General features: G+C 71.8%; 22 protein-coding genes. 6 read left to right on the top strand and 16 right to left on the bottom strand.

Annotated elements, in window-relative coordinates:
* Positions 1-168: 168 nt before the first annotated feature.
* Together Dfulv_RS14200 and Dfulv_RS14195 are read right to left on the bottom strand one after the other, a co-directional pair.
* The gene (locus Dfulv_RS14200) at positions 169-1,689 is read right to left on the bottom strand and encodes an aldehyde dehydrogenase (NADP(+)) (protein ID WP_259863413.1); all 1,521 of its coding nucleotides are present in this window, start codon (positions 1,687-1,689) and stop codon (positions 169-171) included.
* On the bottom strand, positions 1,686-3,089 hold the full coding sequence (locus tag Dfulv_RS14195; RefSeq protein WP_259863411.1) for a galactose-binding domain-containing protein: 1,404 nt from the start codon (positions 3,087-3,089) through the stop codon (positions 1,686-1,688). Before Dfulv_RS14195 ends, Dfulv_RS14200 begins: the two co-directional genes overlap by 4 nt.
* 105 nt (positions 3,090-3,194) lie before the next feature.
* Here Dfulv_RS14195 and Dfulv_RS14190 point away from each other — a divergent pair, with 105 nt between their 5' ends.
* Complete coding sequence (locus Dfulv_RS14190) at positions 3,195-4,088, top strand: amidohydrolase family protein (RefSeq protein ID WP_259863410.1); 894 nt, start codon at positions 3,195-3,197, stop codon at positions 4,086-4,088.
* 37 nt (positions 4,089-4,125) lie between these two features.
* On the opposite strand, the gene Dfulv_RS14185 is transcribed toward Dfulv_RS14190, so the two are convergent.
* From Dfulv_RS14185 to Dfulv_RS14155, 7 genes are read right to left on the bottom strand one after another with little or no spacing between them, the layout of a single operon-like run.
* Positions 4,126-4,881, bottom strand: coding sequence for a creatininase family protein (locus Dfulv_RS14185; RefSeq protein ID WP_259863409.1), 756 nt, complete (start codon positions 4,879-4,881; stop codon positions 4,126-4,128).
* The gene (locus tag Dfulv_RS14180; RefSeq protein WP_259867675.1) at positions 4,878-5,537 is read right to left on the bottom strand and encodes a GntR family transcriptional regulator; all 660 of its coding nucleotides are present in this window, start codon (positions 5,535-5,537) and stop codon (positions 4,878-4,880) included. The genes Dfulv_RS14185 and Dfulv_RS14180 overlap by 4 nt, the downstream gene beginning before the upstream one ends.
* Positions 5,537-6,529, bottom strand: a complete 993-nt coding sequence (locus tag Dfulv_RS14175) for a Gfo/Idh/MocA family protein (protein WP_259863408.1) — start codon at positions 6,527-6,529, stop codon at positions 5,537-5,539. The genes Dfulv_RS14180 and Dfulv_RS14175 overlap by 1 nt, the downstream gene beginning before the upstream one ends.
* On the bottom strand, positions 6,522-7,634 hold the full coding sequence (locus tag Dfulv_RS14170) for a hypothetical protein (RefSeq protein WP_259863407.1): 1,113 nt from the start codon (positions 7,632-7,634) through the stop codon (positions 6,522-6,524). The genes Dfulv_RS14175 and Dfulv_RS14170 overlap by 8 nt, the downstream gene beginning before the upstream one ends.
* Positions 7,634-8,377, bottom strand: a complete 744-nt coding sequence (locus Dfulv_RS14165; RefSeq protein ID WP_259863406.1) for an amidohydrolase family protein — start codon at positions 8,375-8,377, stop codon at positions 7,634-7,636. Before Dfulv_RS14165 ends, Dfulv_RS14170 begins: the two co-directional genes overlap by 1 nt.
* Before the next feature lie 8 nt (positions 8,378-8,385).
* On the bottom strand, positions 8,386-9,072 hold the full coding sequence (locus Dfulv_RS14160) for an amidohydrolase family protein (RefSeq protein WP_259863405.1): 687 nt from the start codon (positions 9,070-9,072) through the stop codon (positions 8,386-8,388).
* Complete coding sequence (locus Dfulv_RS14155; RefSeq protein WP_259863404.1) at positions 9,069-9,983, bottom strand: dihydrodipicolinate synthase family protein; 915 nt, start codon at positions 9,981-9,983, stop codon at positions 9,069-9,071. The genes Dfulv_RS14160 and Dfulv_RS14155 overlap by 4 nt, the downstream gene beginning before the upstream one ends.
* A gap of 145 nt (positions 9,984-10,128) precedes the next feature.
* Between Dfulv_RS14155 and Dfulv_RS14150 the strand changes: the two genes are divergently transcribed.
* From Dfulv_RS14150 to Dfulv_RS14135, 4 genes are all read left to right on the top strand, one after another.
* Complete coding sequence (locus tag Dfulv_RS14150) at positions 10,129-11,235, top strand: helix-turn-helix transcriptional regulator (RefSeq protein WP_259863403.1); 1,107 nt, start codon at positions 10,129-10,131, stop codon at positions 11,233-11,235.
* A gap of 80 nt (positions 11,236-11,315) precedes the next feature.
* Positions 11,316-12,605, top strand: coding sequence for a hypothetical protein (locus Dfulv_RS14145; RefSeq protein ID WP_259863402.1), 1,290 nt, complete (start codon positions 11,316-11,318; stop codon positions 12,603-12,605).
* Between the two features lie 8 nt (positions 12,606-12,613).
* Complete coding sequence (locus tag Dfulv_RS14140) at positions 12,614-14,659, top strand: ligand-binding sensor domain-containing protein (RefSeq protein WP_259863401.1); 2,046 nt, start codon at positions 12,614-12,616, stop codon at positions 14,657-14,659.
* Positions 14,656-16,359: a polysaccharide deacetylase family protein gene (locus Dfulv_RS14135; protein WP_259863400.1), complete on the top strand. Its 1,704-nt coding sequence runs from the start codon at positions 14,656-14,658 to the stop codon at positions 16,357-16,359. The genes Dfulv_RS14140 and Dfulv_RS14135 overlap by 4 nt, the downstream gene beginning before the upstream one ends.
* A gap of 65 nt (positions 16,360-16,424) precedes the next feature.
* On the opposite strand, the gene Dfulv_RS14130 is transcribed toward Dfulv_RS14135, so the two are convergent.
* Genes Dfulv_RS14130 through Dfulv_RS14100 form a run of 7 tightly spaced genes read right to left on the bottom strand, consistent with a single transcriptional unit; the run spans position 16,425 to position 25,096 of the window.
* Positions 16,425-17,303 (bottom strand): fumarylacetoacetate hydrolase family protein, encoded by an 879-nt coding sequence (locus Dfulv_RS14130; RefSeq protein WP_259863399.1) that lies wholly within the window; start codon positions 17,301-17,303, stop codon positions 16,425-16,427.
* Positions 17,303-18,874 (bottom strand): amidohydrolase family protein, encoded by a 1,572-nt coding sequence (locus tag Dfulv_RS14125; protein ID WP_259863398.1) that lies wholly within the window; start codon positions 18,872-18,874, stop codon positions 17,303-17,305. Before Dfulv_RS14125 ends, Dfulv_RS14130 begins: the two co-directional genes overlap by 1 nt.
* The gene (locus tag Dfulv_RS14120; protein WP_259863396.1) at positions 18,874-21,030 is read right to left on the bottom strand and encodes a hypothetical protein; all 2,157 of its coding nucleotides are present in this window, start codon (positions 21,028-21,030) and stop codon (positions 18,874-18,876) included. The genes Dfulv_RS14125 and Dfulv_RS14120 overlap by 1 nt, the downstream gene beginning before the upstream one ends.
* Before the next feature lie 4 nt (positions 21,031-21,034).
* Complete coding sequence (locus Dfulv_RS14115) at positions 21,035-21,871, bottom strand: carbohydrate ABC transporter permease (protein ID WP_259863394.1); 837 nt, start codon at positions 21,869-21,871, stop codon at positions 21,035-21,037.
* Entirely contained in the window at positions 21,871-22,770 is a 900-nt protein-coding gene (locus Dfulv_RS14110; protein WP_259863392.1) for a carbohydrate ABC transporter permease, read from the bottom strand. The genes Dfulv_RS14115 and Dfulv_RS14110 overlap by 1 nt, the downstream gene beginning before the upstream one ends.
* Positions 22,771-22,783: 13 nt before the next feature.
* Positions 22,784-24,097, bottom strand: coding sequence for an ABC transporter substrate-binding protein (locus tag Dfulv_RS14105; protein WP_259863390.1), 1,314 nt, complete (start codon positions 24,095-24,097; stop codon positions 22,784-22,786).
* 30 nt (positions 24,098-24,127) lie between these two features.
* Positions 24,128-25,096: a Gfo/Idh/MocA family protein gene (locus tag Dfulv_RS14100; RefSeq protein ID WP_259863388.1), complete on the bottom strand. Its 969-nt coding sequence runs from the start codon at positions 25,094-25,096 to the stop codon at positions 24,128-24,130.
* A gap of 233 nt (positions 25,097-25,329) precedes the next feature.
* Between Dfulv_RS14100 and Dfulv_RS14095 the strand changes: the two genes are divergently transcribed.
* On the top strand, positions 25,330-26,616 hold the full coding sequence (locus tag Dfulv_RS14095; protein ID WP_259863386.1) for an aspartate aminotransferase family protein: 1,287 nt from the start codon (positions 25,330-25,332) through the stop codon (positions 26,614-26,616).
* The last annotated feature ends 7 nt before the right edge of the window (positions 26,617-26,623 follow it).

The raw sequence follows: 26,623 nt of genomic DNA, 5'->3' as shown, positions 1-26,623 counted from the left end.
ATGGACGAAGTGACCGCCCCGCGATCGGGCGGCCAAGGTCAAGCAAGCGCTTGGTTGGAATCTATAATCGTGACTCATGGGCGGTCAAGGCAATGCGATGCGTCATATGCCACTACCGCCGAAGCGACGGCACACCGGCCGGTCAAGGTAAGACGCTCAACAGGCGCTTTACGCCGTCGCCTCCAGGCTGCCGTTCCGGCGCATGGGCACAACCGTCCGGTCCCCGTCCCGCAGTTCCTCCGGGAGCAGGTAGTCCGGCGCGTTCTGGTAGGTGACCGGGCGCAGCCAGCGCCGGATGCTCGTGGCGCCGACCGAGGTGTGGGCGGGTGCGGTCGTGGCGGGATACGGACCGCCGTGGTGCTGCGCCCACGCGACGGCGACGCCGGTCGGAAAGCCGTCGAAGATCAGCCGTCCCGCGATGCCCCGCAGCAGGCCGTGCAGGCGGGTCAACAGCTCCCGCTCCCCCTCCGCGCTGTGCACCGTCGCGGTCAGCTGGCCACCCAGCCGTCCCAGCGTGGCGCACAACTCGTCCGTGTCACGGTACCGCACCACCAGCGCGGCCGGCCCGAACACCTCTTCCAGCAGGGTGTCCGCCAGTTCGGCCGCGGCCACCGACAGGACCACCGCACCGGCCGTGAAACCCGCCCCCGGCGACGCGGCGCGCTCGGCCACCACGGTCGTCCGCGGGTCCGCCCGCCACCCGGCCACGGCGTCGGCGTACGCGTCGCGGATGGCCGCGCTGAGCAGCACGCCCGGAACCACGGGCTCCAGCTCGTCGACCAGCCGGTCCAGCACGGCGTCGCCGGCCGCGCCCGCGGGCAGGAAGAGCAGGCCCGGCTTGGTACAGAACTGGCCCATGCCCATCGTGACGGAGGCGGCGTACCCGGCCGCGATCCCGGCACCGCGCCCGGCCGCGGCTCCGGGCGTGACCACGAGCGGGTTGAGGCTGCCCAGCTCACCGTGGAACGGGATCGGCGACGGGCGCCGGTTCGCGAGGTCGAACAGGGCCCGCCCGCCCGCGGTCGAACCGGTGAAGCCGACCGCCTGGATCAGCGGATGCTCCACCAGCCACCGGCCCGCCGACCGCCCGAACACGAGGGACACGATCTCCTCGGGCAGGTCCAGGTCGCGCAGCGCGCGGCGCAGGGCGGCAAGGCACCGGCCCGAGGTCGCCGGATGCGCCGGATGCGCCTTGACCACCACCGGGCAGCCCGCTGCGAGCGCGCTCGCGGTGTCACCGCCGGGGACGCTGAACGCCAGGGGGAAGTTGCTCGCGCCGAACACCGCCACCGGCCCGACGGGAACCAGCATCCGGCGCAGGTCCGGGCGCGGGCCGATCGGGGTGTCGGCCGGCCCGTCGACGACCGCCTCGACGTATCCGCCGTCGGTCACCACCTCCGCGAACAGGCGCAGTTGCAGGCAGGTCCGGGTCAGTTCGGTGTTGAGCCGGGCCGGGCCGAGCCCGGTCTCGCGGTCGGCCACCGCGACGATGCCGTCCCGGTCGTCGTCGAGCGTGTGCGCCATCCGCTCCAGCAGCGTGGCCCGCCCGGCTCGGCCGATGCCGTCCAGCGTGCCCGCCGTCGCCGCGGCGGCCCGGCACACCCGGTCGACCTCGGCCGCGTCGCTGTCGACGTACGCCGTCGGGGTCGACGCCCCGGTGCGGACGTCGACGCTGTTGACCCGGCTCACGCCGACCGGGGTGCGTAGAGCTCGATCTGGTTGAGCCACAACCGGTTGGGGTGTTCCCGGAATCCGCCGCCGGCGGGCTGCACCACCCGTACCGCCGTCGCCACCACCGCGTCCAGGTCGTGCAGCGAATAGGGTGCCTCGACCGGCTGGGTCGCCTCCGCCACGGTGCGCCAGGCTCCGTCGATCCGGGCCTCGATCCGGTACTCCTCCGACGCCCGGTAGTACAGCGCGTACTCGGGCCAGTGCAGCACGACCCGCCCCAGCACCCGCGGCCCGGGCAGGGTGACCTCCACGGAGTGTTCGGTCTCCGCGTCGGACGAGGCCCAGCCCGTGCGCAGGTTGCCGTCGGTGAGGATCGGGGTGGTGTCCTGGTAGGGGCCGGCGACGACAACCGGCCCCATCAGGTGCGGCTGCAGCCGCAGGTCCGATCCCCGGTGCCACAGGATCGGCGCGGTCCTCGCGTCGGTGAGGTGCGCGACGGTCACCGGGCCGTCCGGGTCCGACAGGAACGTGTTGCGCATCAGCACCGAGACGTGGGCGTAGTACGACGGCAGGGTCTCGGCGAAGAACCGGTCCTCGTCCGGCAGCCGTTCCCCGTAGGCGTTGAAGGACATGGAGTGCGGCCCCCGCCGGCACACGACGGCGTCGAGCTCCCCGTGGATGAACGCGTTGTGGATGTCCCAGGCGGACATCGGGACGCCGCCCCGCTCGTAGTGGCAGTCGAAGTCCGTGTCCATCATGACCCATGTGCCGAGCTCGGCGCTCCACACCTCGACGACCACGTGCTCGTCGACGGGCGGGTCGGCGACCGCTTCGTCCCCGATCACATAGTTGTCGGCGATGCCGCGGTGCAGGTTGACCATGCGGGCCTGCATGCCGACGGCCAGGCACGACTGCACCAGCGCGACGGAGTAGTGCACGCAGATGAAGTTCTCGACGCCGCGCGAGCCCCGGTCCAGGATCAGCAGGCCGTTCCACTCCGGCATCCGAAACGGGGTGAGGTGGCGGAACAGCGACTTGATCCAGTCGCGCAGCCGCACCGCCCTGCTCACGTCGTCGCCGTCCCCGGCGACCTCGGCGAGCGGGAACCGGCTGCGCAGCCGGGCCAGCGTCGGCTCGTCGACCGGCTCGACCGGGAACGGGATCGCCCCGGTCTCGCAGACGCCCTTAGCCGCGTCGGCGACACGGAAGTACACATCCGTCACGGTGCCGGTGTTGTGGGTACCGAGGAAGCTGTCCACGCGCACCGTCACGCCCGGTTCCTTGGCCAGGTCCTGCCGGGGATAGCTGGGCAGCGTCGCGTACTCGTCCCACCGGGCCATCCGGCTGAGGATCTCGCGGCGCCACTCGAAGAGCCGTTCGAGCAACGTCCGGTAGTCAGGATGGTCCTGCAGCGTCATGACCACACCGTATGCCGGCCGGAGATTGCGCCGTGAGGCGCAGAATTGCCCTGTGTCCCGGCGGGAGCTTCCGGCCGCGCGCCACACCCGGTAATCAGGGATGCCATGGCCATCGTCGACGTGCACACCCACCTCATGTGGTATCCGGACCACATCACCGAGGCCACCGCGCAGGAGGCCCTCGCCGCCAAGCTGGTCAAGCTGCAACGCAGCGGCGGCCTCACCAACGCGACCCACCTCGACCTGCACTGCTACGACTCCACCCCGGCCGAGCACTGGGCCGCCGCCCAGCAGGCCGACAAGGTGGTCGTGTTCGGCCTCGACGCCCGCCCCACCGGCATCCGGGTGCCCAACGACGTCGTCGCCGACTACGTCCGGCAGCATCCGGACAGGCTCGAGGGATGGGCCTCGGTGAACCCCGGCGAGCCCGGCGCGGTGGCAGAGCTCGAGCGCTGCGTGCAGGACCTGGGGTTGCGCGGGCTGAAGGTGGGCCCGACCTATCAGCACTGGGACCCGCGCGACCCGGCGAACTGGGCCGTCTTCGAGCTGTGCGCCCGGCTCGACCTGCCGGTGCTGATCCACCAGGGCACGACGTTCCCGAGCACGGCCCGGCTGGAATATGCCCAGCCGTTGCAGCTGGAGCCGCTGGTGATGCGGTTCCCGTCGGTACGGGTCATCATCGCGCACATGGGGCATCCGTGGGAGCAGGACGTCGTCGCGCTGATCCGGAAGGCCCCGAACGTCTGGGCCGACATCTCCGCGCTGCACTACCGCCCGTACCGGTTCTGGCAGGCGATGGTGACCGCGCACGAATACGGGGTGACGCACAAGCTGCTGCTGGCGTCGGACTTCCCGAGCGCCACCGTCGAGCAGACCGTCACCGGGCTGCGGCGGGTCAACGACATCGTGGCCGGCACCGCGCTGCCGATCCTGCCACCGGACGCGCAGGACGCCATCATCCACGAGAACTGGCGCGCCTTCTTCGGCGCCACGGCCTGACCGAAGGCAAGGATGACGGGTGGCTTCCAGCCACCTGTCATCCGAGCGGGAGCGCGGCGAACTCCTGCAGCGCCTGTGCGACCGCGCCGGCGGCGAGGTCCAGCCAGCGCGCGCCGTCCGCGGCGGACGCCGCCGAGGGATTGTCGGAGAAGCCTTCCCCGGCCCACGCCAACGGGTCCTCCACAAGGTACGGCCGGGCGAATCCGCGCGGGTTGCGCGTGAAGGTGTCCGGTCCGCGCGGCGGGGAGACCACCAGGTCCGGCCGCAGCGCGGCGACCAGTGAGGTCTCGAAGGCACCGGCGTGGCCGGGCAGGCGCCCGCGTTCCTGAGCGCCGGCCTGCTCCAGCGCGTCCCACGCCATCGTCCAGTAGGAGCCGGCGCCCACGAGCACGCCCAGGTCCACCCCCGCCTCGCGCGCCACGACCGCGATCAGCTCGGCGTTGCCGCCGTGCCCGTTGAGCAGGAACACCCGCCGGAACCCGGACCGCACCAGCGAGTCGCAGACGTCGTACAGCAGCGCGTGCAGGGTGCTGGTCCGCAGCGTCACCGTCGGACCGTGGGGCAGATGGTACGGCGAATAGCCGAACGGCACCGGTGGTGTCACGATGACGTCCGCCGTCCCCGCCGCCAGCACGGCGGCCTGTTGCGCGATGTGCGCGACCGCGAACAGGTCGGTGCCGACCGGCAGGTGCGGCCCGTGCTGCTCGCACGCTCCCACCGGTACCACCGCCACCGCCTCGGCGGCCCGTCGCGCCGCCTCGTCGCGGGTCAGCTCCGCCAGCAACGTCCTCATGGCGTGGCCTCCTGCCGCGTGGTGGTGACGACCCGGCTGGCCGAACGCAGAATGTGTTCGCGCATCCGGGTCTCCGCCAGATCGGGATCGCCCGCGCACACCGCCTCGTAGACGGCGAGGTGCTCGGCCAGGCCGCGCCGCAGCTCCGCCTCGTCGGTGAGCAGGTGCCGGCGCAGCGCGCCGTCCACGCCCAGCAGGACGCCGACGAACTGCCCGATGAGCCGGTTGCCGGACATGGTGCGGATCAGGTCGTGGAACCGGGCGTTGGTGGTCACCACCAGCTCCAGGTCCAGCCCGGCCTCCCCGGGTGCGCGGCCCATCTCGCCCACGACCTCGGCGAGCTCCGCCCGCTGCCCGGCGGGCGGCCCGCCGCCGGCGAACCGCTCCGCCACCAGCCTCGCGGCCAGCCCCTCCAGCCAGGCACGGGCCACCACCACATCACTCACCGAGGTCAGCGCGGTCTCCTTGACCACCACGCCGGTGCGCGGCACCGCCGACACGAACCCCTCGTTCTCCAGACGGCGCAGGGCCTCCTTGACCGGGGTGGTGCTGATGCCGAGGCTGCGGGCCAGCACGCGCTCGGTGACGCGGTCACCGGGCGAGAGCCGCCCGGCGATGATGTCCTGCAGGATCGTCTCGTAGACCCGTTCCCGCATCAGTCCCACGTGACCGCCTCCCCGGTGCGCATCGCCGTCACGACCGCCAGGCCGAGCCGCAGGGATTCGACGCCGACCGCCGCCGAGGTCTCCGGGGTGACCCGGTTGCGGACGCAGTCGACGAAGTGGGCGAGCTGGGCGTCGAAACACACATCGTTCCACGGCCTGTCCAGCGTCACCTGTTCGCTGCCGTCCCGGGTGAACAGCGTCGCGGTGCGGCCCGGCCGGTCGACGACGGCGATGCCGTCCGGGCCGAGCGCACGGAACTCACCGACCGGGGAGACCGGGAACTGCCAGCCGATCTCCAGCCGCGCCACGTCGCCGTTGTCGTAGCCGACGAGGGCGGAGACGAAGTTTTCCGACGGCAGGCTGTCCCGCGACCGCACCCCGATCGCCTGCACCGAGACCGGCGTCGCACCGGACAGGTACGCCAGATGGTCGGCGAAATGCGCGCCCTCGTGCACGAACGACGGCCCGTGGGCGAGGAAGTGGCCGATCCGTCCGGTGTGGACGGTGTCGGACGGGTCGTACGCCTCGTCGAAGCCGCCCAGTGTGAAGGCGACCGGCCCGCCGATGCGCCCCTCGTCCCGCCACCGCCGCACAGCCCGGACCAGCGGCGAGAACCGGTTCTTCAACCCGATCTGCACGATCCGGTCGCTGCCCGCCACCAGATCGCGGACCCGTTCGGCGGACGCCAGGTCCACCGCCATCGGCTTCTCGCAGAGCACGTCGAGCCCGAGCCCGACCGCGTGGGTGGTCAGGTGCGGCGACACCTCCGGCGGGGTCGCCACGATCACCGCGTCGGCGTCCGCGTCGTCGAGCCGCTCCAGCTCGGGCACCCCGTAGCGGCGCGCCGTGACGCCGCGCCGCTCGGCCGAGTTGTCGAGCACCCCCACCAGAACAGTGTCGGCGCTGCGCTCCAGCGCCGGCAGATGGCCGGTGGTGGCGATGTCACCGCACCCGGCCAGCACCACCCGCACCGCGTCAGCCACGGCGCACGCTCCCGGGCCAGGCACGGCGCTCGGCGCCGACGAGCCCCAGGTGGTAGAAGGACAGCGACGGCGCGGTGCCGGCCGCGTCGACCGCCCCGAGGAACGCCTCGTGGTCGGTGACGTGCTCGGGCAGCAGCGACAGCCCCAGATGCAGCGACCGCGGCCGGTCGGGGGCGGCCTCCTCCGCCGCGCGGATCTCCTTGACCCGCTCGGCGGGGCCGTAGGCGAGCGCCCGGACCGCCGCCCCGGCCCGCTCGATGTCGGCCAGGTGCACCCCGGTGGCGGCCCGGTCCCCGAAGGTGACGAACTCGACCGGCACCGGGCTGCGCTCCACCAGTTCGGCCACGAGCGAGGTCACCGCCTGGACCCGCACCGCCTGGTACGCCTCGTAGCCCTCCTCGGTGGACAGCGGCTCCAGCACCGGTGTCTCGTAGCAGCGCTCCCAGCGCCGCCGCAGCGCGCCGGCCAGCGCACCGACGTCGACCCCGGCGGCCTCTCCCGCCGCGCGGCAGTGGTCGCAGAAGCAGAGCTGCGCGATCATGCCCAGGTTGACGGGGTGCGGCAGGGCGAGCTTGACGTGCGGGTGGTGCGGCAGCGGCATCCAGTGCGCCGACTCGAGCTGCACCCGGTCGGCCCAGGCGCCGACGTCCGCGACCAGGGCGGCCGCATACGCCCGCACCGCGGGGTTGCGCACGCAGAGCGCCGCGGTCACGACGTCACCCCAGACGGTGCGCAGGGCCAGTTCCGGGTGGCGGCGGCCGAGGCTGTTGTGCAGACAGACGGTCCAGGCGGTGAGCCCGCAGCCGGCCCGCTCGGCCAGCTCCCGGCCGAGGGTGAGCGCGTCACCGAGCTCGTCGACCCAGGCCGACACCCGGGGCTTGACGGCGCTGTCGCGCCAGTGCGCCGGATCGGGCCGGTAGTAGACCATGCCGCGGGGCAGCTCGACGAGATGGCGGCGCGGGTTGTCGGGAACGGTGGCGAAGAGGCTGTGGTAGCTGACGGCGACGTTGACGGCGGACAGGCCGGCGTCGCGCACCACCGGGGACAGCGCGGACGTGCCGTGGTCGGCGACGTCCCAGGGGTAGATCCAGGCAGACGTGTCCATCACTGGTCCAGTCCCAGCAGTCGTTCGGCGTTGCGGTGCCCGATCGCGGCGGCCGCGGGCCCGTCCAGCTCGTCCAGCAGCAGCCGGTGCACGGCGAGCCGGTGCCGGGCCAGATCCGGGTCGCCGTAGCCGCTGTCCGTGCCGATGCTCACCCGAGCGGTTCCGGTGAGCGCCAGCAGTTGCCGGAAGATGCCCAGCGGTGCGGTACCGCAGAGGGTCACGTGCACGTTGGGGTGGCGCAGGACGGCGGCGGCCGCGTCGCGCCACAGGTCGAACAGGCCGCCGTGGGCCAGCACCACGGACACGGCGGGGAACCGTTCCGCGAGCGCGGCGATCTGCAGCGGCGAGGAGTAGGGTGGCGTGCCGTCGTGGAACACCAGCGGCAGGCCGGTCTCGGCGGCGGCCTCGGCAACCGGGTCCATGGCGGCGTCCAGGGGTGAGAAGCCCTGCAGCCACGGGTGCAGTTTGACGGCCCGGCACCCCAGTTCCCGCGCGCAGCGCCGCAGTTCGTCGGCGGCCCCGGCCTGATGCGGGTCGACGGTGCCGAACGGGATCAGGCGACCGCCCGAACCGGCACAGGCCCGGGCGACGATGTCGTTGGCGCGCCGGGTGTCGCGGAAGAACCCGTCCAGGGTCATCACCACCGCGCGGTGCACGCCGTTGGCATCCATCGCCGCCAGGACGTTCTCCTGGCGCCAGGAGCGCCAGGCCGGGGAGTCCTCGGCGGGCAGGTGCGTGTGCATGTCGAGAATCATGGGAACAAACTCCCCAGGGTCAGCCCGGTGCGGGCGACCCGGGCCAGTTCCAGGCCCAGGTCGTTGGCGGGCAGGTCGCCGGCGAAGACGACCCGGTGCGCGCCGATGGCGTCGGCGATGCGGCGCAGGTCGCCGGGGCCGTTGTAGGCGGTTTCGGCCACGATGTTCGGCACCGCGGCGAGCGCCGGGATCAGGTCCGTGCTGAAGTCGGTGCGGCCGGACCGGCCCATCACGAAGGTGAGGCCGGGCCAGCGCCGGGCCAGCTCGGTGAGCTGCAACGGTTCGGCCGCTATCGGCACCCCCGTGACGACGTAGACCGGAACCCCCCGATGCGCGGCGGCACCCAGGACCGGCACGAGTTGCGGGTCGAGCAGTCGCAGTCCCTGCCGGGCCGGTTCCAGCTTCAGCCCGCACAGCCCGGCGTCGAGCGCGCGGCGCAGCTCGTCGACGGCACGGATGCCGTACCACGGGTTGACACAGGCGTAGCCGAGCAGCCGGTCGGGATGGCGACGGATCGCGGCCGACAGGGCCTCGTTGCCCTCCCGGTTGTCCACCGCGACCCACCGCCCGACCGGCCCGAGGACGGCGCGTTCCACCCCGTGGGCGTCGAGCAGCCGGATCAGTTCGTCGGCGTCGGTGGCGCCCATGTCTTCGGGGCCGAACCGGACGTGATGGTCGATCATGCGCTGGCCCGGTCGGGGAACCCGGTGCGGGTCAGGTGCTCCCGCAGCATCGCGCGTTCGTCCGGGCGCAGCGGCACCAGCGGCGGCCGGACCGTGGCCGTCCCGGTGCCGAGCAGGCTCAGCGCCTCCTTGATCACCGTGATGTGGTAGCCCGGCCGGGCGGTCCGCAGCGCGGCGATCGGCGCGACCCGTTCGGCCATGAGCCGCCGGTGCGTGTCGGCGTCGCCGCGCTCGGCCGCGTCCCAGATCCGCAGGGCCAGGGCGGGGTCGAGGTTGACGATGCCCGACGTCATGACGACCGCGCCGCGCGCGGCATACTCGACGGCCGGGATCTCGGCCATGCCGTTGATCCAGACGTACCGGTCGCCCAGTTCCCGCACGCACTCGGCGAACAGGTCGAGGTCGCCGAACTCGTCCTTGACCGCCACCACGGCGTCCACTTCGGACAGTGCCTGGAGTGCCGGCACGTCGTAGGCCGCGTCCCGGGTGCTGAACATCATCAGGCCCAGCCCGCTGGCCTCGCCCAGCCGCCGGCAGTGCTCGATGATCCCGGCCGGCTCCGGCCGGATGAAGTAGAACGGGTTGACCATGAGCCCGGCCGCACCCGCGCCGGCCGCGAGCCGTGCCTGCTGTGCGGCGCGGTCGGTGGCGTGGCCGACCCCGGCCAGCACCGGTGTCCGGCCCGACGCCGCGTCGACGGCCACGGCGACCAGATCGCGCAGCTCGCCGTCGTCGAGCGCGTAGAACTCGCCGACCCCGCCGGCGACCACCACGCCGCAGACACCGCTGTCCGCGAGCCGGTCGACGTGCCGCGCGAGGGCGTCCAGGTCCAGCTCACCACCGGTGCGGAAGAACGTCGGAGCGAAGGCGAGCACGCCGTTGAGCGCGCCGCGCAGCTGGGCAAGATCCATATGACACCCTTTCTCGGAAGACCCACTTGTGGTATATCAGCTGGCAACTGAACTCCGAGGGCGCGAGATTGCGCTGTACCACCTCGGACCTGCTCTACCTGCCGGAGGCACGATGTCCCGATTCGGCACCGTCCTAGGTCAACCCGTGACAGTTTTCGACGACGCCGGCCCCGGCCTGCTCGTCGCGGTCCTCGCAGATATCGACGACTTTGAGGTCAACCGGCTCGCCCGAGGCGACGACTGGGCCGCCGACCAGGTCTCCATGGCCCGGAAACACGCCGAGTCCCTATTGCCCGCCGGCGCCCGGCTCGCCCTGGTGCCACCCGACTCGTGGATCGTCACCCTCGCCGGCGACGATCGCGGCCGGCTCATGGCCGCCGCCAAGGAGTACGCCGACAGCCTGCTCGCCGCCGTCAGCGCGGAGACCGACGTCGCGGTCACCATCAGCGTCAGCAACCCGCACGCGGGACCGGCGCGGCTGGAGACCGCCACCAGCGAGGCGGTGCGCGCCGTCGAGCGCAAGCTCGTCGGCGGCGGCAACCGCCTCTATCTCTTCGACGACCACAACAGCGCGGGCGCGGCCGCGCTACCGGAACGGGTCGAAGGTGACCTGGCCCGCTGTATCCGCGAAGGCGACGCCAGCGGCGCCGTCGACGCGCTGCGGCGCTGGATCGACCGGGTGGCGCTGGTGGAGGGTGTCACCCCGGACGTGCTGCGGCGCTGGATCGGCGCCGAGCTGCTCTACGCCCTCGACGTGGCCGGGAAGCGCCGCCTCGCCGACGGGTCGGCCGACTGGGTCGACGCCTTCGACCGGCTCGCCCTCGACGAGCTGCTGGAGATGTTCGAGATCCACGAGCGGTCCTACCTGATGCTGTGGCTGGGGCAGCTGCTCCCGCGCATCGTCGAGGTCCAGGCGCCGCAGTCGCCCGGGCGGCACGTGCTCGCCATGGTCGAGCAGTACATCCGCGACCATTACGCCGAGGATCTGCGGCTGTCCACCGTGGCCAGCACGGTCTACGTAAGCCCCTTCTACATCAGCCACCTGTTCCAGCGTGAGCTCGGCACGACGTTCCTGCGCTACCTCACCGGCGTGCGCATGCACCACGCGCGGCAACTGCTGGCGCAGACCAAACTTCCGGTCGAGGCCATCGCCGACCGGGTCGGATACTGCTCCCCCAAGCGCTTCCGGGTCCTCTTCAAACGCACATTCAACGTCACACCCACCGAATACCGGCGCCAGTACTCCGACTGAGCGCGACAGCGCAACTTTCCGGCCGTCGCACCGCAATGACGGCGCCCCAGCACCCGAGCCCGGGTGACTAGCGTCGATACATGGCAGTCAAACCAGTTTCCCGGCGCGTGGTCATACTCAGCCTCGGCGCCGCCGCGGCGGCCGTGGCCACCGGATCGCCGGCCTTCGCCCGAACCGAAGCCAGGCTGCGCACGTCCATCGTCTCCGACGCCCTGCGCGTCACCAACGTCGTCCCCACCTGGGGCGCACAGATACCCAAGGTCGTCTTCGACGGGCGCTGGTACTACGCCGCCACCCTGGACGGCGCCGGCGCCGAATACCCGTGGCAGGCACGGGTGTGGAAATCCCGGGACAGCCAGAACTGGACCGAGGCGGTACGGCTGCCCGGCCACGTGTACCAGCCGGTCGGGTTGCTGGTCGACGGTGCCGGGCGGCTGCACCTGCACGTCGCCTGCTACACCGGCGCCGAGGCGTTCCCGGGGGTGGCGCCGAAGCCCGGCGACGACATGGCCTCCGTCTACGCGATCCGGCTCCAGTTCGACGCCCGGCTGCGCGACGGGTCGGTCGACTTCACCCGGTTCACCGACCACACCGTGCGCACCGGCAGCACGGAACGCTACTACCAGGGGCTCGCCGTCTCCCGCGACGGGCGCTACCTCTACAGCGCCTACGCCGTCGACGGCTGGGACCTGTACCTCAACCAGTTCGACACCCGCACCGGGCGCGATGTGCACAGCACCCGGATCGGCACCCCGCCGGCCGGGCGCGCCTGGCTCTACCCACGGGTCCAGCCCGGCAAGCACGCCGGCGACGTCCACCTGTCGTTCAGCCAGTACGTACTCGGTACGCCCAACTCGGCCTACCTCGACGGCGCCACCCTGTGGCACTCCACCGACGGCGGGCGGACCTTCGCCGGTGGATACCTGACCCGGAATCCGGCTCCCGACGGCGACCGCAACTGGGTCGACGCCTCCGACCTCACCGTCGACGTCCACGGCACCGTGCACGCGGTCTTCTACCGGCGGGACGACGGCGTCGGCACGCTCTACTACCAGCGCGGCGCGGCCGGCTCCCCGGTGCCGGTCGGCCCGCTGGACAACCACAGCCAAATCGTCGCGCGGCCGGACGGAACGCTGGTCGTGCTCAGCTCCGACGGCGCCGACCTGGTCGTGGCGACCAGCCGCAACGGCCGCGACTGGCGCCTGGACCGGCACACCGTGCCCGGCGTCTCGGCCGCCTACTGGCCCAACCTCCTGCAGGCCCGCTCCGGCAGCCGGACCCCGCCCGGGCACGGCGTCAGCATGCTCATGGCCGGGCAGCGCTCCGGCGATCCGTCGTTCCATCCCCTGCTCTTCGTAACGCTGCGATAGGAGCACCGTTGAACAGGACCCTCTTGCGCCGCCTGGGCGTGGTGGTCACCGGCACCCTTGTGGCCGCCGGTCTCGCCGCACCGCCCGCGGCGGCAGCGCCGGCGGCGAGCCAGGCCGTCGTCGGTACCGTCGAGAACCTCGGCATCCCGATCTCCGACTACCTGATCCTCGACAGCGTCCAGGGCCGCGACAAGCGCGGCAACCCCATGCTCTACGGCAGCACCTACGTCGCCAGCTCCCCGGGCGTCACGTTCTTCGCCGTCGACGCCCGCACCGGCGCGCTCGTCAAGCAGCTGACCATGACCGGCTCGTGGGGCGGCTACCACACCGTGCTCGGCTCCGACGACCGCGTGTACCTGGCCACCCAGAGCGGCGACGGCCGCGCCCACCTGTGGCGCTACGACCCGAAGACGGAGCAGCTCGGCATCGTCGCCACGTCACCCGAGACCGGCATCGGCCACACCTTCTTCTTCGGCATCACCGCCGCCCCCTGGGGCAAGCTCTACCTGGGCACCTACCCGTCGGGCAAGGTGTTCGAATACGACCAGAAGACCAGCGCCCTGCGCGACCTCGGTGTGGTCGTCCCGGACCACATGTACGCCAAGGCACTCGTGCCGCTGCCCGGGAGGCGGCTGTTCGTCGGCGGCGGCACTCCCGCCTTCGCCACGATCCTCGACGTGCGGACCGGCCGGAAGACCGACATCCTGCCGCAGCAGTACGCGGGCTACTCCTTCGGCTACAACGCCGCGGTCGTCGGCAACGACCTGCTCGTCCAGATGGTCACCCCGGACACCCGGGTGCTGCGGTTCAACCTGAACACCCCGCCGTGGCAGCAACCGAAGTTTCTCGGTGAGGTGCCGGAGCTGGCCGGCTACACGGTGCTGCCCAAGTCCGGACACGAGGCGTGGGCGGTCGGCACCTGCATCGGCTCCACGTACGGCGTCATCCGGTACAACCTCGCCACCAAGGCGTGCACCCGGATCAGCGACGCCGACTGGGTCTCCGGTCATCTCAACGAGCTGCGCGTCGGCGGCGAGCAGTGGCTGACCGGCATCGGCAACAAGGGTGTGTACGGCCGGGTCAACCCGCGCACCGGCGAGGTCGTGCGGCAGCAGCTCACCCTGCCCGGCTCCCCGACCACCATCACCGCGCTGGAGACCGGTCCCGACGGCAAGATCTACGGCGGCACCTACGAGACCAACGCACTGTTCCGCACCGACCCCGGCACCGGGACCACAACGGTGCTGGGACCGGTCGCGAAGGGCCGCACGGGTGAGATCCTGTCGATGACGTCCACGTCGGACAAGCTCTTCATGGGGTCGTACACCTTCAACGTCGTCACCGCCTACGACCCCGCCCAGCCGTGGAACCCGGACTCCGCCGCCGGTGGCAACCCGCGCGACCTCGGCCAGTTCGGGGACCAGCAGTACCGCCCGTGGGACTTCGTCAAGGGCTCGACCGGCAAGCTGTACCTCGCCTCGGGGGCCGCCTACGGCCAGCTCGGCGGCGCACTCACCCGGATCGACCCGGTCACCTACCAGTCCCAGTCCTGGCGGCACCTCGCCGGCGACCACAACCTGTTCGCGCTCGCGGCCGGGCAGGGCGAGATCTACGTCGGCAGCACCACCCACGGCGACGGCGTGTTCGCCACCGGCGACGCCAAGCTGCTCGTCTTCGACGAGGCCAGCTCGTCGGTCGTGCACTCCACCGTCCCGGTGCCCGGCTCGACCTGGATCTTCTCGCTCGCCACCGGCGGCAACGGGAAGGTCTACGGGGTCACCTCGGACGGCAAGTGGTTCTCGTTCAACCCGGCCACCCGGGCCGTGACGCAGCTGGGCGCGTTCCCCCTCGGATCGCCGCTGGCGCTCGCCACCGGCCCCGACGGCCTGGTCTACGGAACGACCGGCGGGTTGCTGTTCCGCATCGACCCGGCCACCGACGGCCTCACCACCCTCGCCAACGTCGGCGGCAGCTACTACCGGACCATCGCGTTCGACTCGTCGGGCCGGGTCTACTGGGGTAGCGGCGCCTCGCTCATGAGATGGACACCGTGACCGATTTCGCTCAGCCGCTCGGCGTCGTCCTGGATCCCGTCCAGGGCGGCGCCGAGCCGGCGTTCCCCGGCTACCTGACCGAGATCCTCGCCCATGCGGGCCTGCCGTACGAGGTTGTGCCCGCACCCGACCCGCGCTTCGCGGTCCTCGTGGTCACCGCCGCCGTCAACACCGACGCCGGCGTGCTCCAGCCGTGGCTCGGCCGCGGCGGCCGCCTGCTCGTCCTCGGCGACCCCGGCCCGCTCGCCGAACTGGCCGCGGTCCGCGTCACCGCCCCGGTCGCCGAGGGACGCGTCGTCTTCGCCCCCGCTCCCGCCTGGGGCACCCCGCCCGACGTGCCACTGCGCGCCTTCGGCGGTGTCCGCATGGCGCCGGCCGCCGCGGCCTCCGTCGTCGCGCGCTGGGACGACGGCAGCGCGGCGGTCACCGTACGCCGGGTGGGCGCCGGCACCGTCATGGTGATCGGGGCCGACCTGTGCCAGTCGGTGGTCCGCATCCAACAGGGGTGGCCGGTGGTCGCCGACGGCGTGCCGCCCTCGGACGGCACGTCCCCGGTCGACGACGGGGTGCTCAAGGTCGACGACGGGATCGCCCTCTCCTACGAGCAGGACCGTGCCCTGCCGGCCGGCGAGGTGTTCGAGCCCGGCTTCGCGCACGCGTGGCCGCCGGACGCGGTGGCGCCCTACTTCCACCGCCCGCACGCCGACCTGTGGCGGCACGTGCTGCTGCGCACGCTGTGGTGGCTCGCACCGGCCGCGACACTGCCGTGGCTGGGCTACTGGCCTGCCGGCGTGCCCGCGATCGGGCACCTGTCACACGACACGGACGGCAACGCCGACCCGGACGCGGCGGTGGCGCTCGAGACGTTCGCACAGTGCGGTACCGCAGCGACGTGGTGCCTCCTGCCGCCGGCGCCGGGCGGCGGTCCGGCGCTGTCGCCGGAGACCATCGCCCGGATCACGGCCGAGGGACACGAGCTCGGCCTGCACTTCGACGCGCACTCCCCCGGCCGCGGCTTCACCGAGGCCGAACTGGCCGCCCAGCTCGCCTGGGCCCGCGCCGCCGGCGGTCCCGTCACCACGAACAAGAACCACTACCTGCGCTGGCAGGGCTGGGACGACTTCTACCGCTGGTGTTCGGCCATGGGGATCCTCGTCGACGGATCCCGCGGCCCGGGCACGCAGGGCAACGTGGGCTTCCCGTTCGGTACCTGCCACGTCGCGTATCCGCTCGGCGCGCTCCCGGTCCTCATGCTGCCGCTGCACTTCCAGGACCTGGCGTGGACGATCCAGCCGCCGATCGCGGAGGCCGTGCTCGGCCAGGTGCTGGCGCACCACGGCGTCCTGCACTGCCTGTTCCACGGCGCCAACATGCGCCTGTCCCCCGAGACCCGCCGGGCGGCCACCGCGATCGTCGAGCTCGGCCGCTCGCTGGGCCTGCGGTGGTGGACCGCGGCGCGGATCGGCGCGTGGGAACGCGCCCGCCGTGGCGTCACGCTGCGGCCCGGGCCGGGCCTGCTCCACATCGACACCGAGCTCCCCCTGGAGGACGCCGCGATCCTGATCCCCCTCGGCGACTCCCCGATCCCCACCGTGACGGGCGCCCCGCTGCGCTGTGCCGTCGTCCAGCGGCACGGCATCGCGCACCTGGAGATCGCGCTCACCCTCCTGCCCGGCCGCACCACGCTCCACCTGACCTGAGGCCGGCGGCACACGGCCGGGAACACCGGATCCCCCGGTGTTCCCGGCCGCGGCACGCCCCCGGACTAAGACGCCGGAACGTGGGCGTAGGCGACCGGGTTGGTGAGCGTACCGACGGATTCGATGGTCGCGACCATGACGCCGCCGTCCGGGACCGGGCCGATGCCGGAGGGCGTGCCGGTGGCGATGATGTCGCCGGGGACCAGCGTCATACCGTCGGAGATGACCTCGATCAGCTCGCCGATGGAAAACACCATGTGCCTCGTGTTCGACTGCTGGCGCACCTCACCGTCGACGGTCAGGGTCAGGTCCAGGTTCATCGGGTCGGCGATCTCGTCCGGTGTCACCAGGTACGGCCCGCAGGGGGCGAACGTGTCGAACGCCTTGGTCAGGTCCCACGGCTGGTTGCGTTCGATCGCCACCAGCTGCAGGTCCCGTGCCGTCACGTCGTTGAGCACCGTGTAGCCGAGCACCACCCGCCGCCAGTCGGCCGCCGGCACGTCGCGGGCGGTGGTGCCGATGACCACGGCCAGCTCGATCTCGTAGTCGAGCCGCTGGGACCGGGCCGGGCAGTGCACGGTCGCGCCGTGCCCGGTCAGCGAGGACGGCGGCTTGAAGAAGACCACCGGCTCCTGCGGCACCGCCTGCTCGCCCTCCTCGGCGTGCGCCACGTAGTTCAGCGCGACACAGACGATCTTCGACGGCGCGGGCACCGGCGACTCGAAGGTGACCTCGTCCACCCGAAGCAGCCGGTCGGCGGGGATCCCGGCCTGCACTGCCTCGCGCACCATCTTCGTGAGCGTGTCGAGGCCGAGCTCGGTGAGGACGGAGACCGGATCGTCGCCGGTCACACCGAGCCGATCCAGCCGGAGCAGGGAGTCCGGTGAGATCCGGGCGGTGAGGACCACCGGGCCGGCCCCGACCCGGACGCGGGCTAGGAACATCAGTCTCCTCCAGTTGAACATGGAATGTTGAGCAATCGGCGGGCATTGCTCGCCAGAATCAGGGCGCGTTCACGGCCGGTCAGGTCGGCGCCGAGCACGCGGCCCAGGCCGTAGCGCTGGTCGATGACGCACGCGTCGGTGCCGTGCACGATCCGGTCGGCGCCGAGCGCGTCGACCATCCGGCGCAGCCAGCGGCCGGTCATCCACGAGCCGCAGGTCTCCGCGTAGACGTTGGGGTGTGCCCGGCAGACCTCGATGGTGCGGCGGAACCCGGTCACGGTGGCGCCGCTGTGACCGATCAGCAGCCGCAGCTCGGGGTGGCGGGCGGCCACGTTGCCGAACAGGCGTGGATCGCTGTGCCAGGTGTCGGCGAACCCGTGCCCGAGCACCGCGACGTCGTGCCGCTGGGCCAGCCGCCAGATCCAGTCGTAGCGCCGGTCGTCCATCGCGCACTCGTGCGTGTGCGGATGCACCTTGATCCCCACGACGCCGGGCAGCTCGAGCTGGCGGGCCAGCACGGACTCGTCCTGCGGCCGGTGCGGGTCCGCGACGAGGTAGACGTAGACCCTGCCGGGGTGCCGCTGCGCGGCGGCGACGGCCTGCTCGTTGCCCGCGATCGGGTCGGCCCAGATCCCGAGCAGGTGGGAGACCACCGTCTGCCGGGTCCCGGCCCGGTCCATGGCCGCGACCAGCTCGTCCGCTTCCTGCTGCGGCAGCCACGTGCCCGGCCACGCCCCGATGTGCGCGTGCGCGTCGAGGACGTCGTCCACCTGCGGGAAGGTGTCGCTCACCGGGCCCGCGCCAGCGCCAGCGCCACCGACGGCGACGGGGACGGGGACGGCGCCGGACGGCAGGATGCGGCGGGCGTTGGCGCCGGCCACGGCCGCGCGTCCGGGCTGCGCCAGCGCCGCGCGGGCGAGCAGGAACACCGGGGCCGCGTCGTCGCGGATCGGTGCACCGGTGCCGAGCAGCACCCGGCCGGTGCCGTAGCGTCCCGCCAGCAGTTCGAGGCCGTCCTGGCTGGCGAGGTAGGAGAGGTCGACGTGCACCCGGGGACGGCGGTCCAGCACGGCGATCAGCTGGCGCAGGGTGCGATAGCCGACACCGCAGACCACGATGTCCAGCTCCGGCGCGGCTTCGGCCAGCCGGTCCACCTCGGACCACGACATCTCGTCCTGTTCCACGAACACCGGCAGCCGCGCCGCCCGGAGCGCCTCGACCAGACCTGCCGCCTCCGGGCCGTCCGGCGACCAGGTGTGGCTGCGCGGGTACAGCCACACCGCGCGCACGCCTTCCGCGGCGAGCCGTGCCGGCAGGTCCTCCGGCGGCCCGAACTCCCCGCAGTCGAGCGGTCCGAGCACGTAGGCCGGCAGCAGCCGTTCGTCACCCGCGAGCGCCTCGCGCAAGGCGCGGTTGCCGGCGACCGGGTCGTAGCGCACGGCGAGGCTGTGCCGGACCAGGGCGGCGTCGAGGCCGTGGCGGTCCAGGTGGGCCAGGACGTCGGCGGGGGCCCAGGCGGGATGGTCGTCGGTCGGCCACGGCCCGACGGTGACGTTGACGTCGACGGCCATCACTCGTCCCGCAGGTCGGTGAGCAGGCCGGCGTCGTGCGCGCGGGCCAGGAACGGGAGGTGGCCGCGCCACTCGGCGATGTCGTTGCTCAGCGCGGGGGCGGCGCCGCGGGGCCGGTACCAGCGGCCGCCGCCCTGCAGCCCGGCGGCCAGCAGCCGCTCGTCGCCGGTCAGGTCGAACCCGAGTGCCAAGGCCTCGCGGATCTGTGCGGACCGGTTCGCCCAGCGGTAGTCGAACCGCCGCAGGTAGATGAACGTGCCGTCGGGATTGCGGCCGAGGTCGACCAGGGAACGGCAGCCGGCGGCGAACGCCGCCCGCACCACCGGGTCGTCCTGCAGCGCCAGCAGGTTGGCGAGCCCGGTGAGCAGGACGGCGTTCTGCCAGGCGCAGTAGTCGTCGTGCAGGCCCAGGCGCATGAGCCAGCGGCCGTCACCGGTCTGCGTCTTGACCGCCTGCCGCGCGATCGCGGCCGCGGTGTCCAGGTAGGACGACTCGCCGGTGGCGCGGGCCAGGGCGGTGAGGGCGATCAGCGGCCAGCCGCTGTTGCGCGGGCCGGGCTCGGGGCGGGTCCAGCCGAGGCCGTGCAGCCGGATCAGGCAGTCGCCGATCAGGCGGGCGGCGTCCAGGTACCGCTGCTCCCCGCTGATCTGGGCGAACAGGACCAGGCCCTCGGTCCACATGTGGCCGGTGTCGATGGAGGACCACACCTCGCCGGACGGGGTCCGGGCACGGACGTAGTGGACGTGGGCGCGGCCGTGCGCCCGGACCCCGCCGGCCTCGAAGTCGTTCCGGGTGCTGTGGTGGATCAGGTCGATGTCGCACAGGTGGTCGGCGTAGGCGCTGGCCGAGTCGTAGTGGGCCCGCTCGCCCGAGCGCAGGTAGTGCAGCGCCAGCGCGTAGAGCGCGTCGTGCTCGTTGTTGGCGGAGTAGCCGGTCCGCGGCCCCGTGGTGATGCCCTGCACGCTGTCGCCGAGGTCGTGGAAACCCAGGGACTGGCCTGACTGGTACCACCCGAAGAGCTCCTCGCGGATGTGCGCCTCGAGGTTCGGGTAGCGGTCCGGCAGATAGGGCAGGATGCGCGGCGCGCCGGCGGGGTCGAGCGGGTGTCCCACCAGCGGGTGGTCCAGGCGCAGCCCGGCGAAGCGGTCGGCGCCCTCGACGACCCGCACCCGCCGCGTTTTGGCCGCCCCTTGCGTGAACCGCAGTTCGCCCGCGTCCCGCGGCCAGAACCGGACGCTGACCGCGGTTTCGCCGACGGCGAGGTCCGCCGGGTGGTTCTCTCCGAACCGGTACACGGCGACGGTCACCGGCCCGGTCCCGGTCTCGGCGATCACCCAGTTGGTGCCCTGCCGCCCGTGCAGCTCGGCCCACTCCCAGCGGTCGTGGTACCCCGGGGAGCTGGCGTCGGTCCAGTCCGAGCCGCCGGAGACCTCGGACGTGGCGAAGATGCCCCGCGCGTGCCCGGCGCCGCGGTGCCGCAGCGTGAACGGGCCGGAGGACCGGTGCGCGGCGTCGAACGCCCCGCACAGGCCGCCGCGAACCGGCGCGGTGCCGAGCACCGCCGCCCACTCCGCGACGGCCGCCTCGTCGCCGTCCGTGTCGTTGATGAGGCGCAGCTCCACGTCCAGATGCGGCGCGCCCGCGGTCGCGGTGACCGTGGCGGCGAACGCCCACGAGGTGCCGTACCGGCCGGTGACCGTGACCCGGGCCAGCAGCGGTCCACTGTGGACGATGCGGACCGCGGCGCTCGTCGCCGCGTGCGCCACGCCGTCGCCGTCCACGAGCTGGACCCGGGCTTCCCGCAGGCCCGTGAGGCCGCCGAGGGGGTCGAACGCGTCCGGCCGCACCGTCGCCCGTACCCGTCCTGTGTCCAGCACCACCGAGTCGCCGTCCGCAACCGCGGTGGCCGCACGGACCGGCACCGCCCCGGAGCCGGTGCCGACCGTGAGGTCCGCCGACGCCATGGCGTCCAGGGTGACCGGGAAGGCCAGGGCCACCCAGCCACCCGAGCGCCACAGCTCCTGTGCGGCGACGACCGCGCCGGACGGATCCCGGACCGTGAACGGCCCGGTCTCCCCGGCTGCCACCGGCACCCCGGCGACGACGATCTCGCCCTCGCGGGTGACGCCGACCTCCTCGCGGACGCGCAACCTCATGCGTTCATCCCTTCAACGCGCCCGCGGTGAGCCCGCGCGCGATCCGTTCCTGTGCCACGGCGAACAGCACCAGCACCGGGATCATCGTGATCACGAGGCCGGCGAAGAGCTGCACCCAGTTCGCCGCGTACTGTGCGTTGACCTGGAGGCCGAGAATGCCGACCGGCACGGTCTGCGCGTCGTCGCTGGTGAGGAACACCAGGGCGAAGAAGAACTCGTTCCAGGTGGTGAGCGTGTTGAGCACCGCGACGCTGGTGACCGCCGGCATCGCCTGCGGCAGGACGACCCGGAAGAAGGTCCGGCTCGCCGAGGCGCCGTCGACGTAGGCCGCTTCCTCGATCTCCTTCGGCAGGGAGGTGAAGAAGCTGATGAGGACGAACACGTTGAACGGGATCTGCGAGGCGATGTAGACCAGGATCAGGCCGTTGAGCGACCCGAGCAGACCCAGGTCCCGCAGCACGAAGTAGAGCGGGACGACCACCAGGAACCCGGGCATCATCAGCCCGCTGAGGAGGGTCAGCCGGACCAGTTGCCGCCCCGGGAAGGAGACCCGGGCCAGCACGTAGGCCGCCATCACCGACAGCAGCAGCCCGACGGTCACGCTGACCGAGGTCGTGTAGAGGCTGTTGACGAAGAACCGGCTGATCTTCGCCGTGCTCCAGGCGTCGGCGTAGTTGCCGAACTCCGGCGACTTCGGCAGCGACCACGGGCTCGTGGAGAAGAACTCCGGGTTGGTCTTCAGCGAGATCATGACGCACCAGACGAAGGCGCCCACCGAACCGAGGCAGTAGGACACCAGCGCAAGGTGCAGCGCGATGCGCCGGGAACGGATCGCCACCATCAGTACTGCTCGCTTTCGCGCCGGGAGAACCGGTTCACGGCCAGGGTCAGGACCAGGATCGCGCCGAAGAGCACCACCGCGATCGCCGCCGCGTAGCCGAACCGGCCCTCGCTGAACGCCACGCTGTAGAGGTAGGTGCCGATGACCTCGGTCGACTTGAGCGGCCCACCACCGGTCATGGCGATGATGAAGGCGAACGTCTGCAGGCCCTGGATCATCCAGAGGATCAGCAGCGTGCGGGTCACGTCCCAGATCAGCGGCCAGATCACGTACCGGAAGGTCTGCCAGGCCGACGCCCCGTCGAGCATGGCGGCCTCCCGCAGCTCCGCCGGCACCCGTTCCAGCGCGGCGGAGAACAGCATCGTCCAGATGCCCACCCCGTGCCAGACCGTGGCCAGGACCACCATCAGCATCGCGGTCGAGGTGCTGCCCAGCAGTTCGAAGTCGGCCAGCCCGTCGAGCCCGACCAGCCGCAACGCCTCGGGAATGAAGCCGAAGGTGGGATTGAGCAGAAACTTCCACAGCAGCGCCGCGGTGGTCACCGACAGCGCGACCGGCGCCAGGATCAGGAACCGGTAGAACTTGCCGCCGCGGAGCTTCTGCGTGACGGCGGCGAAGAACAGTGCCGCCGGGAAGAGGATGAGCGCGCCGAGCACGGTGAACATGACGGTGTTGCCGATGGTGGACCGGAACAGCCGGTCCGACGCCAGCTCGGTGAAGTTGCCGAGCCCGACGAAGTTGGGGACCTTGACCCCGTCCCAGTCGGTGACGGCGACGTAGAACGTGCTGAACGCCGGATAGAGCATGAAGAACCCGTAGACGGCGAGAACCGGCAGCAGGAAGGGAATCACCAGACGCCGTTTCTGGCGCTCCACGATCCCTGCCCGCTGCCGTCTCATCGCCATGAACCCCTTAACCGCGGGCCTTCTTCAGTCCGTCGTTGATGCTCTGCACGGTCGCCGGCGCGTCGGCCTGGCCGAAGAAGAGCTTCACGACCGCCTGGCCGTAGGCGTCCTTGACCTCCGCCGGCTCCGACAGGATGCCTAGGTAGCTCGGCGCGAAGGCGTTCGCCTGCTTGAGCATCTCGGCCTGCGCCTCGAAGCCCTTGGGCGCGGCGACACCCTCGTAGGCGGAGATGTTGCCGGTCGCGGAGACGAAGGCCTCCTGGTTGGACTTCTCCGCCACGAACCGCAGCCACTCGACGCCGAGCGCCGGGTTCTTGGACTGCTTGGCCACCGTCTGCACGTTGACGCCGCCGTAGACGCCGGTCTGGTCGCCGGACGCCCCCGGGACGGTCGGGAACGCGAACGTGCCCACCTCGAAGTCAGCCGGGATGCTCTCCTTCATCTCGCCGATGAGCCAGGAGCCCATCAGGATCATCGCGGCCTTGCCCTGGAAGAAGGCGAGCTGCGCGGCGGTGAAGTCGGTCGACTTGAACCCGTCGATGAAGTAGCCGGAGCTGACCATCTTGTGCAGGTCCGCCACCGCTTCGGCGGCGCCGGGAAGCGACGCGAAGTCCTTCTTGCCGGCGATGACGTCGAGCATGTTCTGCGTGCCGCTGCGGCGCATCAGCAGGTAGTCCAGGTACAGCTGCAGGTACGGTGCGAAGGTGCCGGTGACCGCGAAGGGCGCCACCCCGGAGGCCTTGACCTTGTCGGCCGCCTCGAACAGCTCCGGAAGCGTCTTCGGTGCGCTGAGGCCGAGCTGCTGGAAGACCTTCTTGTTGTAGAAGAACTGGATGGTGGTGACCGCTTCGGGTGCGGCGTAGTAGGTGCCGTCGGTGCTGGTGACGATCGTGCGGACCGCCGGCAGCACCGCGTCCTTCCACGGCTTGTCGAATCCGGTCAGGTTCTTGCCCATGGCGTCACTGAGCGACTGGACCTGGCCGGCCTCCACGTACTTCATGCCGTCGGGGTTGCCCGCCATCCGGCCGAAGAAGCCGTAGTTCACCTCCGGCGGGTTGCCCGCCCGCCACCTGGCCTGAATCTTCGGAACGTCCTGCCCGCCGCCGAAGACGAGCTTGACCTTCGCGCCGGGGAAGCGGCCCTCGAACTCCTTGGCCAGCCCCTCCAGGCGCTTGTAGTCCGGCGAGCCCTCCGGATAGAAACTGACGACCTCGAACTCACCGGTCAGGTTGGCCGGCTTGTCGTCGCTGCTCTTCGTGTCGTTGCCCTGGGTGAAACAGCCGGTCAGTGTGAGCGACACGGCTACGGCCGCGGCGCCCATGCGTACAAGCTTTCGTAACCTCATCGGGTCTCACTCTCCAATGTCGACAGTTACCGGCTGCCCGGTTCGCCACGACGTGTCGATCGCGGCCAGTACCTCGGTGACGTGCACCGAACTGTCCACGGTGACCAGTGGCGGGGTCTTGTCCAGCACCGCGTCCACGAAGTGTGTGACCGCGGCGGCCACGGAACCGGACGGCTTGCCGCCGACCCGACCGGCGAGCTGGTTCCGGGGATAGCTGAAGCGGTCCGGAGTGGCGATCTCGATCTGCTCCCGCTTGCGGTCGAGGTGGACCACCGCGTCGGCGAAGATCAGCTCCAGGAACGAGTCAGTCATGGTGGGGAAGGTGTCGGGATACGTCCAGCACGCCTCGAGGGTGGCGACCGCGCCGCCGGCGAACCGGATCTGCGCCTGTACCGCGTCCGGCGTGTCGATGCCGTGCTCGCGCAGCACACCGTGCACAGCGCTGGCGTACACCCGCTCGACGCGATCGTCGAAGTACCACAGCAGCAGGTCGAGGTCGTGGCTGGTGAGGAAGAACGACGGCGTCGTCTGCCCGGCCCAGCCGATCATCTGCGTGGGAACGAACAGGGTGTCGTTCTTGCGGGCGTAGGCCAGCACGGGACGGCGGCCGGCGGTCTGCTCGTGCGCCTGCCAGTAGGCGGGCACCCAGCGGTGGTTGAAGAGGGTCATCACGGTGACCCCTGCCGCGTTCGCGGCGTCCCGGATCCGCCGGGCGTCCGCCACCGTCGTCGCCAGCGGCTTCTCGATGAGCACGTGCTTGCCGGCCTCGATGGCGGCCAGCGCGGGCGCGGTGTGCAGGTGATCCGGGGTGGCCACGAGCACCGCGCCGATGGCCGGATCCGCGGCCATCGACGGCACGTCGGAATGGACCGGCACGTCGCCGAGCCCGGTCACGCGGGCCGGATCGCGGCTGACCCAGCCGCCGACGGCGCTGCGATGATACGAGTCCAGCACGGCGGCATGCGTTCGCGCCATGATCCCTGTCCCTACGACGCCGACGATCAACCGGTCCACGCCCCGCCTCCTCACTCCGCGTGCTGTCCGATGACCGTAAGTTGCGATCAACAGATGGACAAGCACGCTTCATGTGATCCCAGGCGATTTGTTGTCCTGCTGGTCCCGAGTTTTTTGTCGACCTTGACAGATCCTGCCCGGCCCGGCCTACGGTCGTTCGGCGGATACCGCGACGAAAACGGAGAGTGACATCAATGGGCAGCGCCGAACTCTACGAACTGGCACAAAAGGTACTTGCCGGCGGTGTCTCCAGCGACGCCCGTCGCAGCCAGTTCGTGCCCCTGTATGTGGACCGGGCCCACGGCGCGCACCTGTGGGACGCCGACGGCACCGAATACGTCGACTACGTCCTCGCGCAGGGTCCGATGGTGCTCGGGCACACCGCACCCGCCGTGGTGGACGCGGTGAACCGGCAGCTCACCAGGGGTCAGGCCTATGCCGCCCAGCACGAGCTGGAGGTGACCGCCGCCGAGCTGGTCTGCCGCCTGGTCCCCTGCGCGGAGCTGATCCGGTTCAACACGGTCGGCTCCGAGGCGGTCATCGGCGCCTGGCGCATCGCCCGGGGCGCCACCGGACGGCAGAAGATCCTCAAGTTCGAGGGGCACTACCACGGGTGGCTCGACGCCGCGCTCTGGAGCCTGCATCCGGCGGTCGACAGCGCCGGGCCGGCCCGGTCCCCGCGGCCGGTGCCCGGCAGCGGCGGCCAGCAACTCAGTGGGGGCGCGGACCTGATCGTCGCGCCGTGGAACGACGCCGAGGCGCTGACCGCGCTGATGTCCGAGCACGGTCACGAGGTCGCCGCCGTGGTCATGGAGCCGGTGCTGTGCAACACCGGCTGCATCGCCCCGGTGCCCGGGTTCCTCGACACCGTGCAGCGCCTCTGCCGCGAGCACGGTGCGCTGCTCATCTTCGACGAGGTGATCACCGGATTCCGGCTGGCGCCCGGCGGTGCGCAGGAGCACCTGGGGGTCGTCCCGGACCTGGCCGTGTTCGGCAAGGCCATCGCCGGCGGGCTGCCGGTCGCCGCCATCGCGGGCAAGGCGTCCGTGATGGAACTGGTGACCCGGGGTGAGGTCGGGCACGCGGGCACCTTCAACAGCAACCCGCTCGGGATGGCGGCCGCGGTCGGCAACCTCACCGTCCTGGATCGGGACCGGGACCGGATCTACCCGCACCTCTACGCGACGGGACGACGCCTCATGGAGGGCATCCGGTCCGCCGCGGCCGACGCCGGGGTGCCGATGCTCGTCGACGGCCCGGGACCGGTGTTCCAGACCTACTTCACGGCATCCGACTCGGTCCTCGACTACCGCGACTTCGCCGCCACCGACCGGGCCGCCGCCGCCCGGTTCCACCGGGCACTGTTCACCCGCGGCATCAACATCGTGCCGCGCGGGCTGTGGTTCCTCTCCGTCGCCCACACCGACGCCGACATCGACCGCACCGTGGAGATCGTCGCCGAGGCGCTGCGCGAGGTGTGAGACCGTG

The organism is Dactylosporangium fulvum (genome assembly GCF_025137375.1).
Lineage (GTDB): Bacteria > Actinomycetota > Actinomycetes > Mycobacteriales > Micromonosporaceae > Dactylosporangium > Dactylosporangium fulvum.
This window is presented reverse-complemented; position numbering and strand designations above follow the sequence as displayed.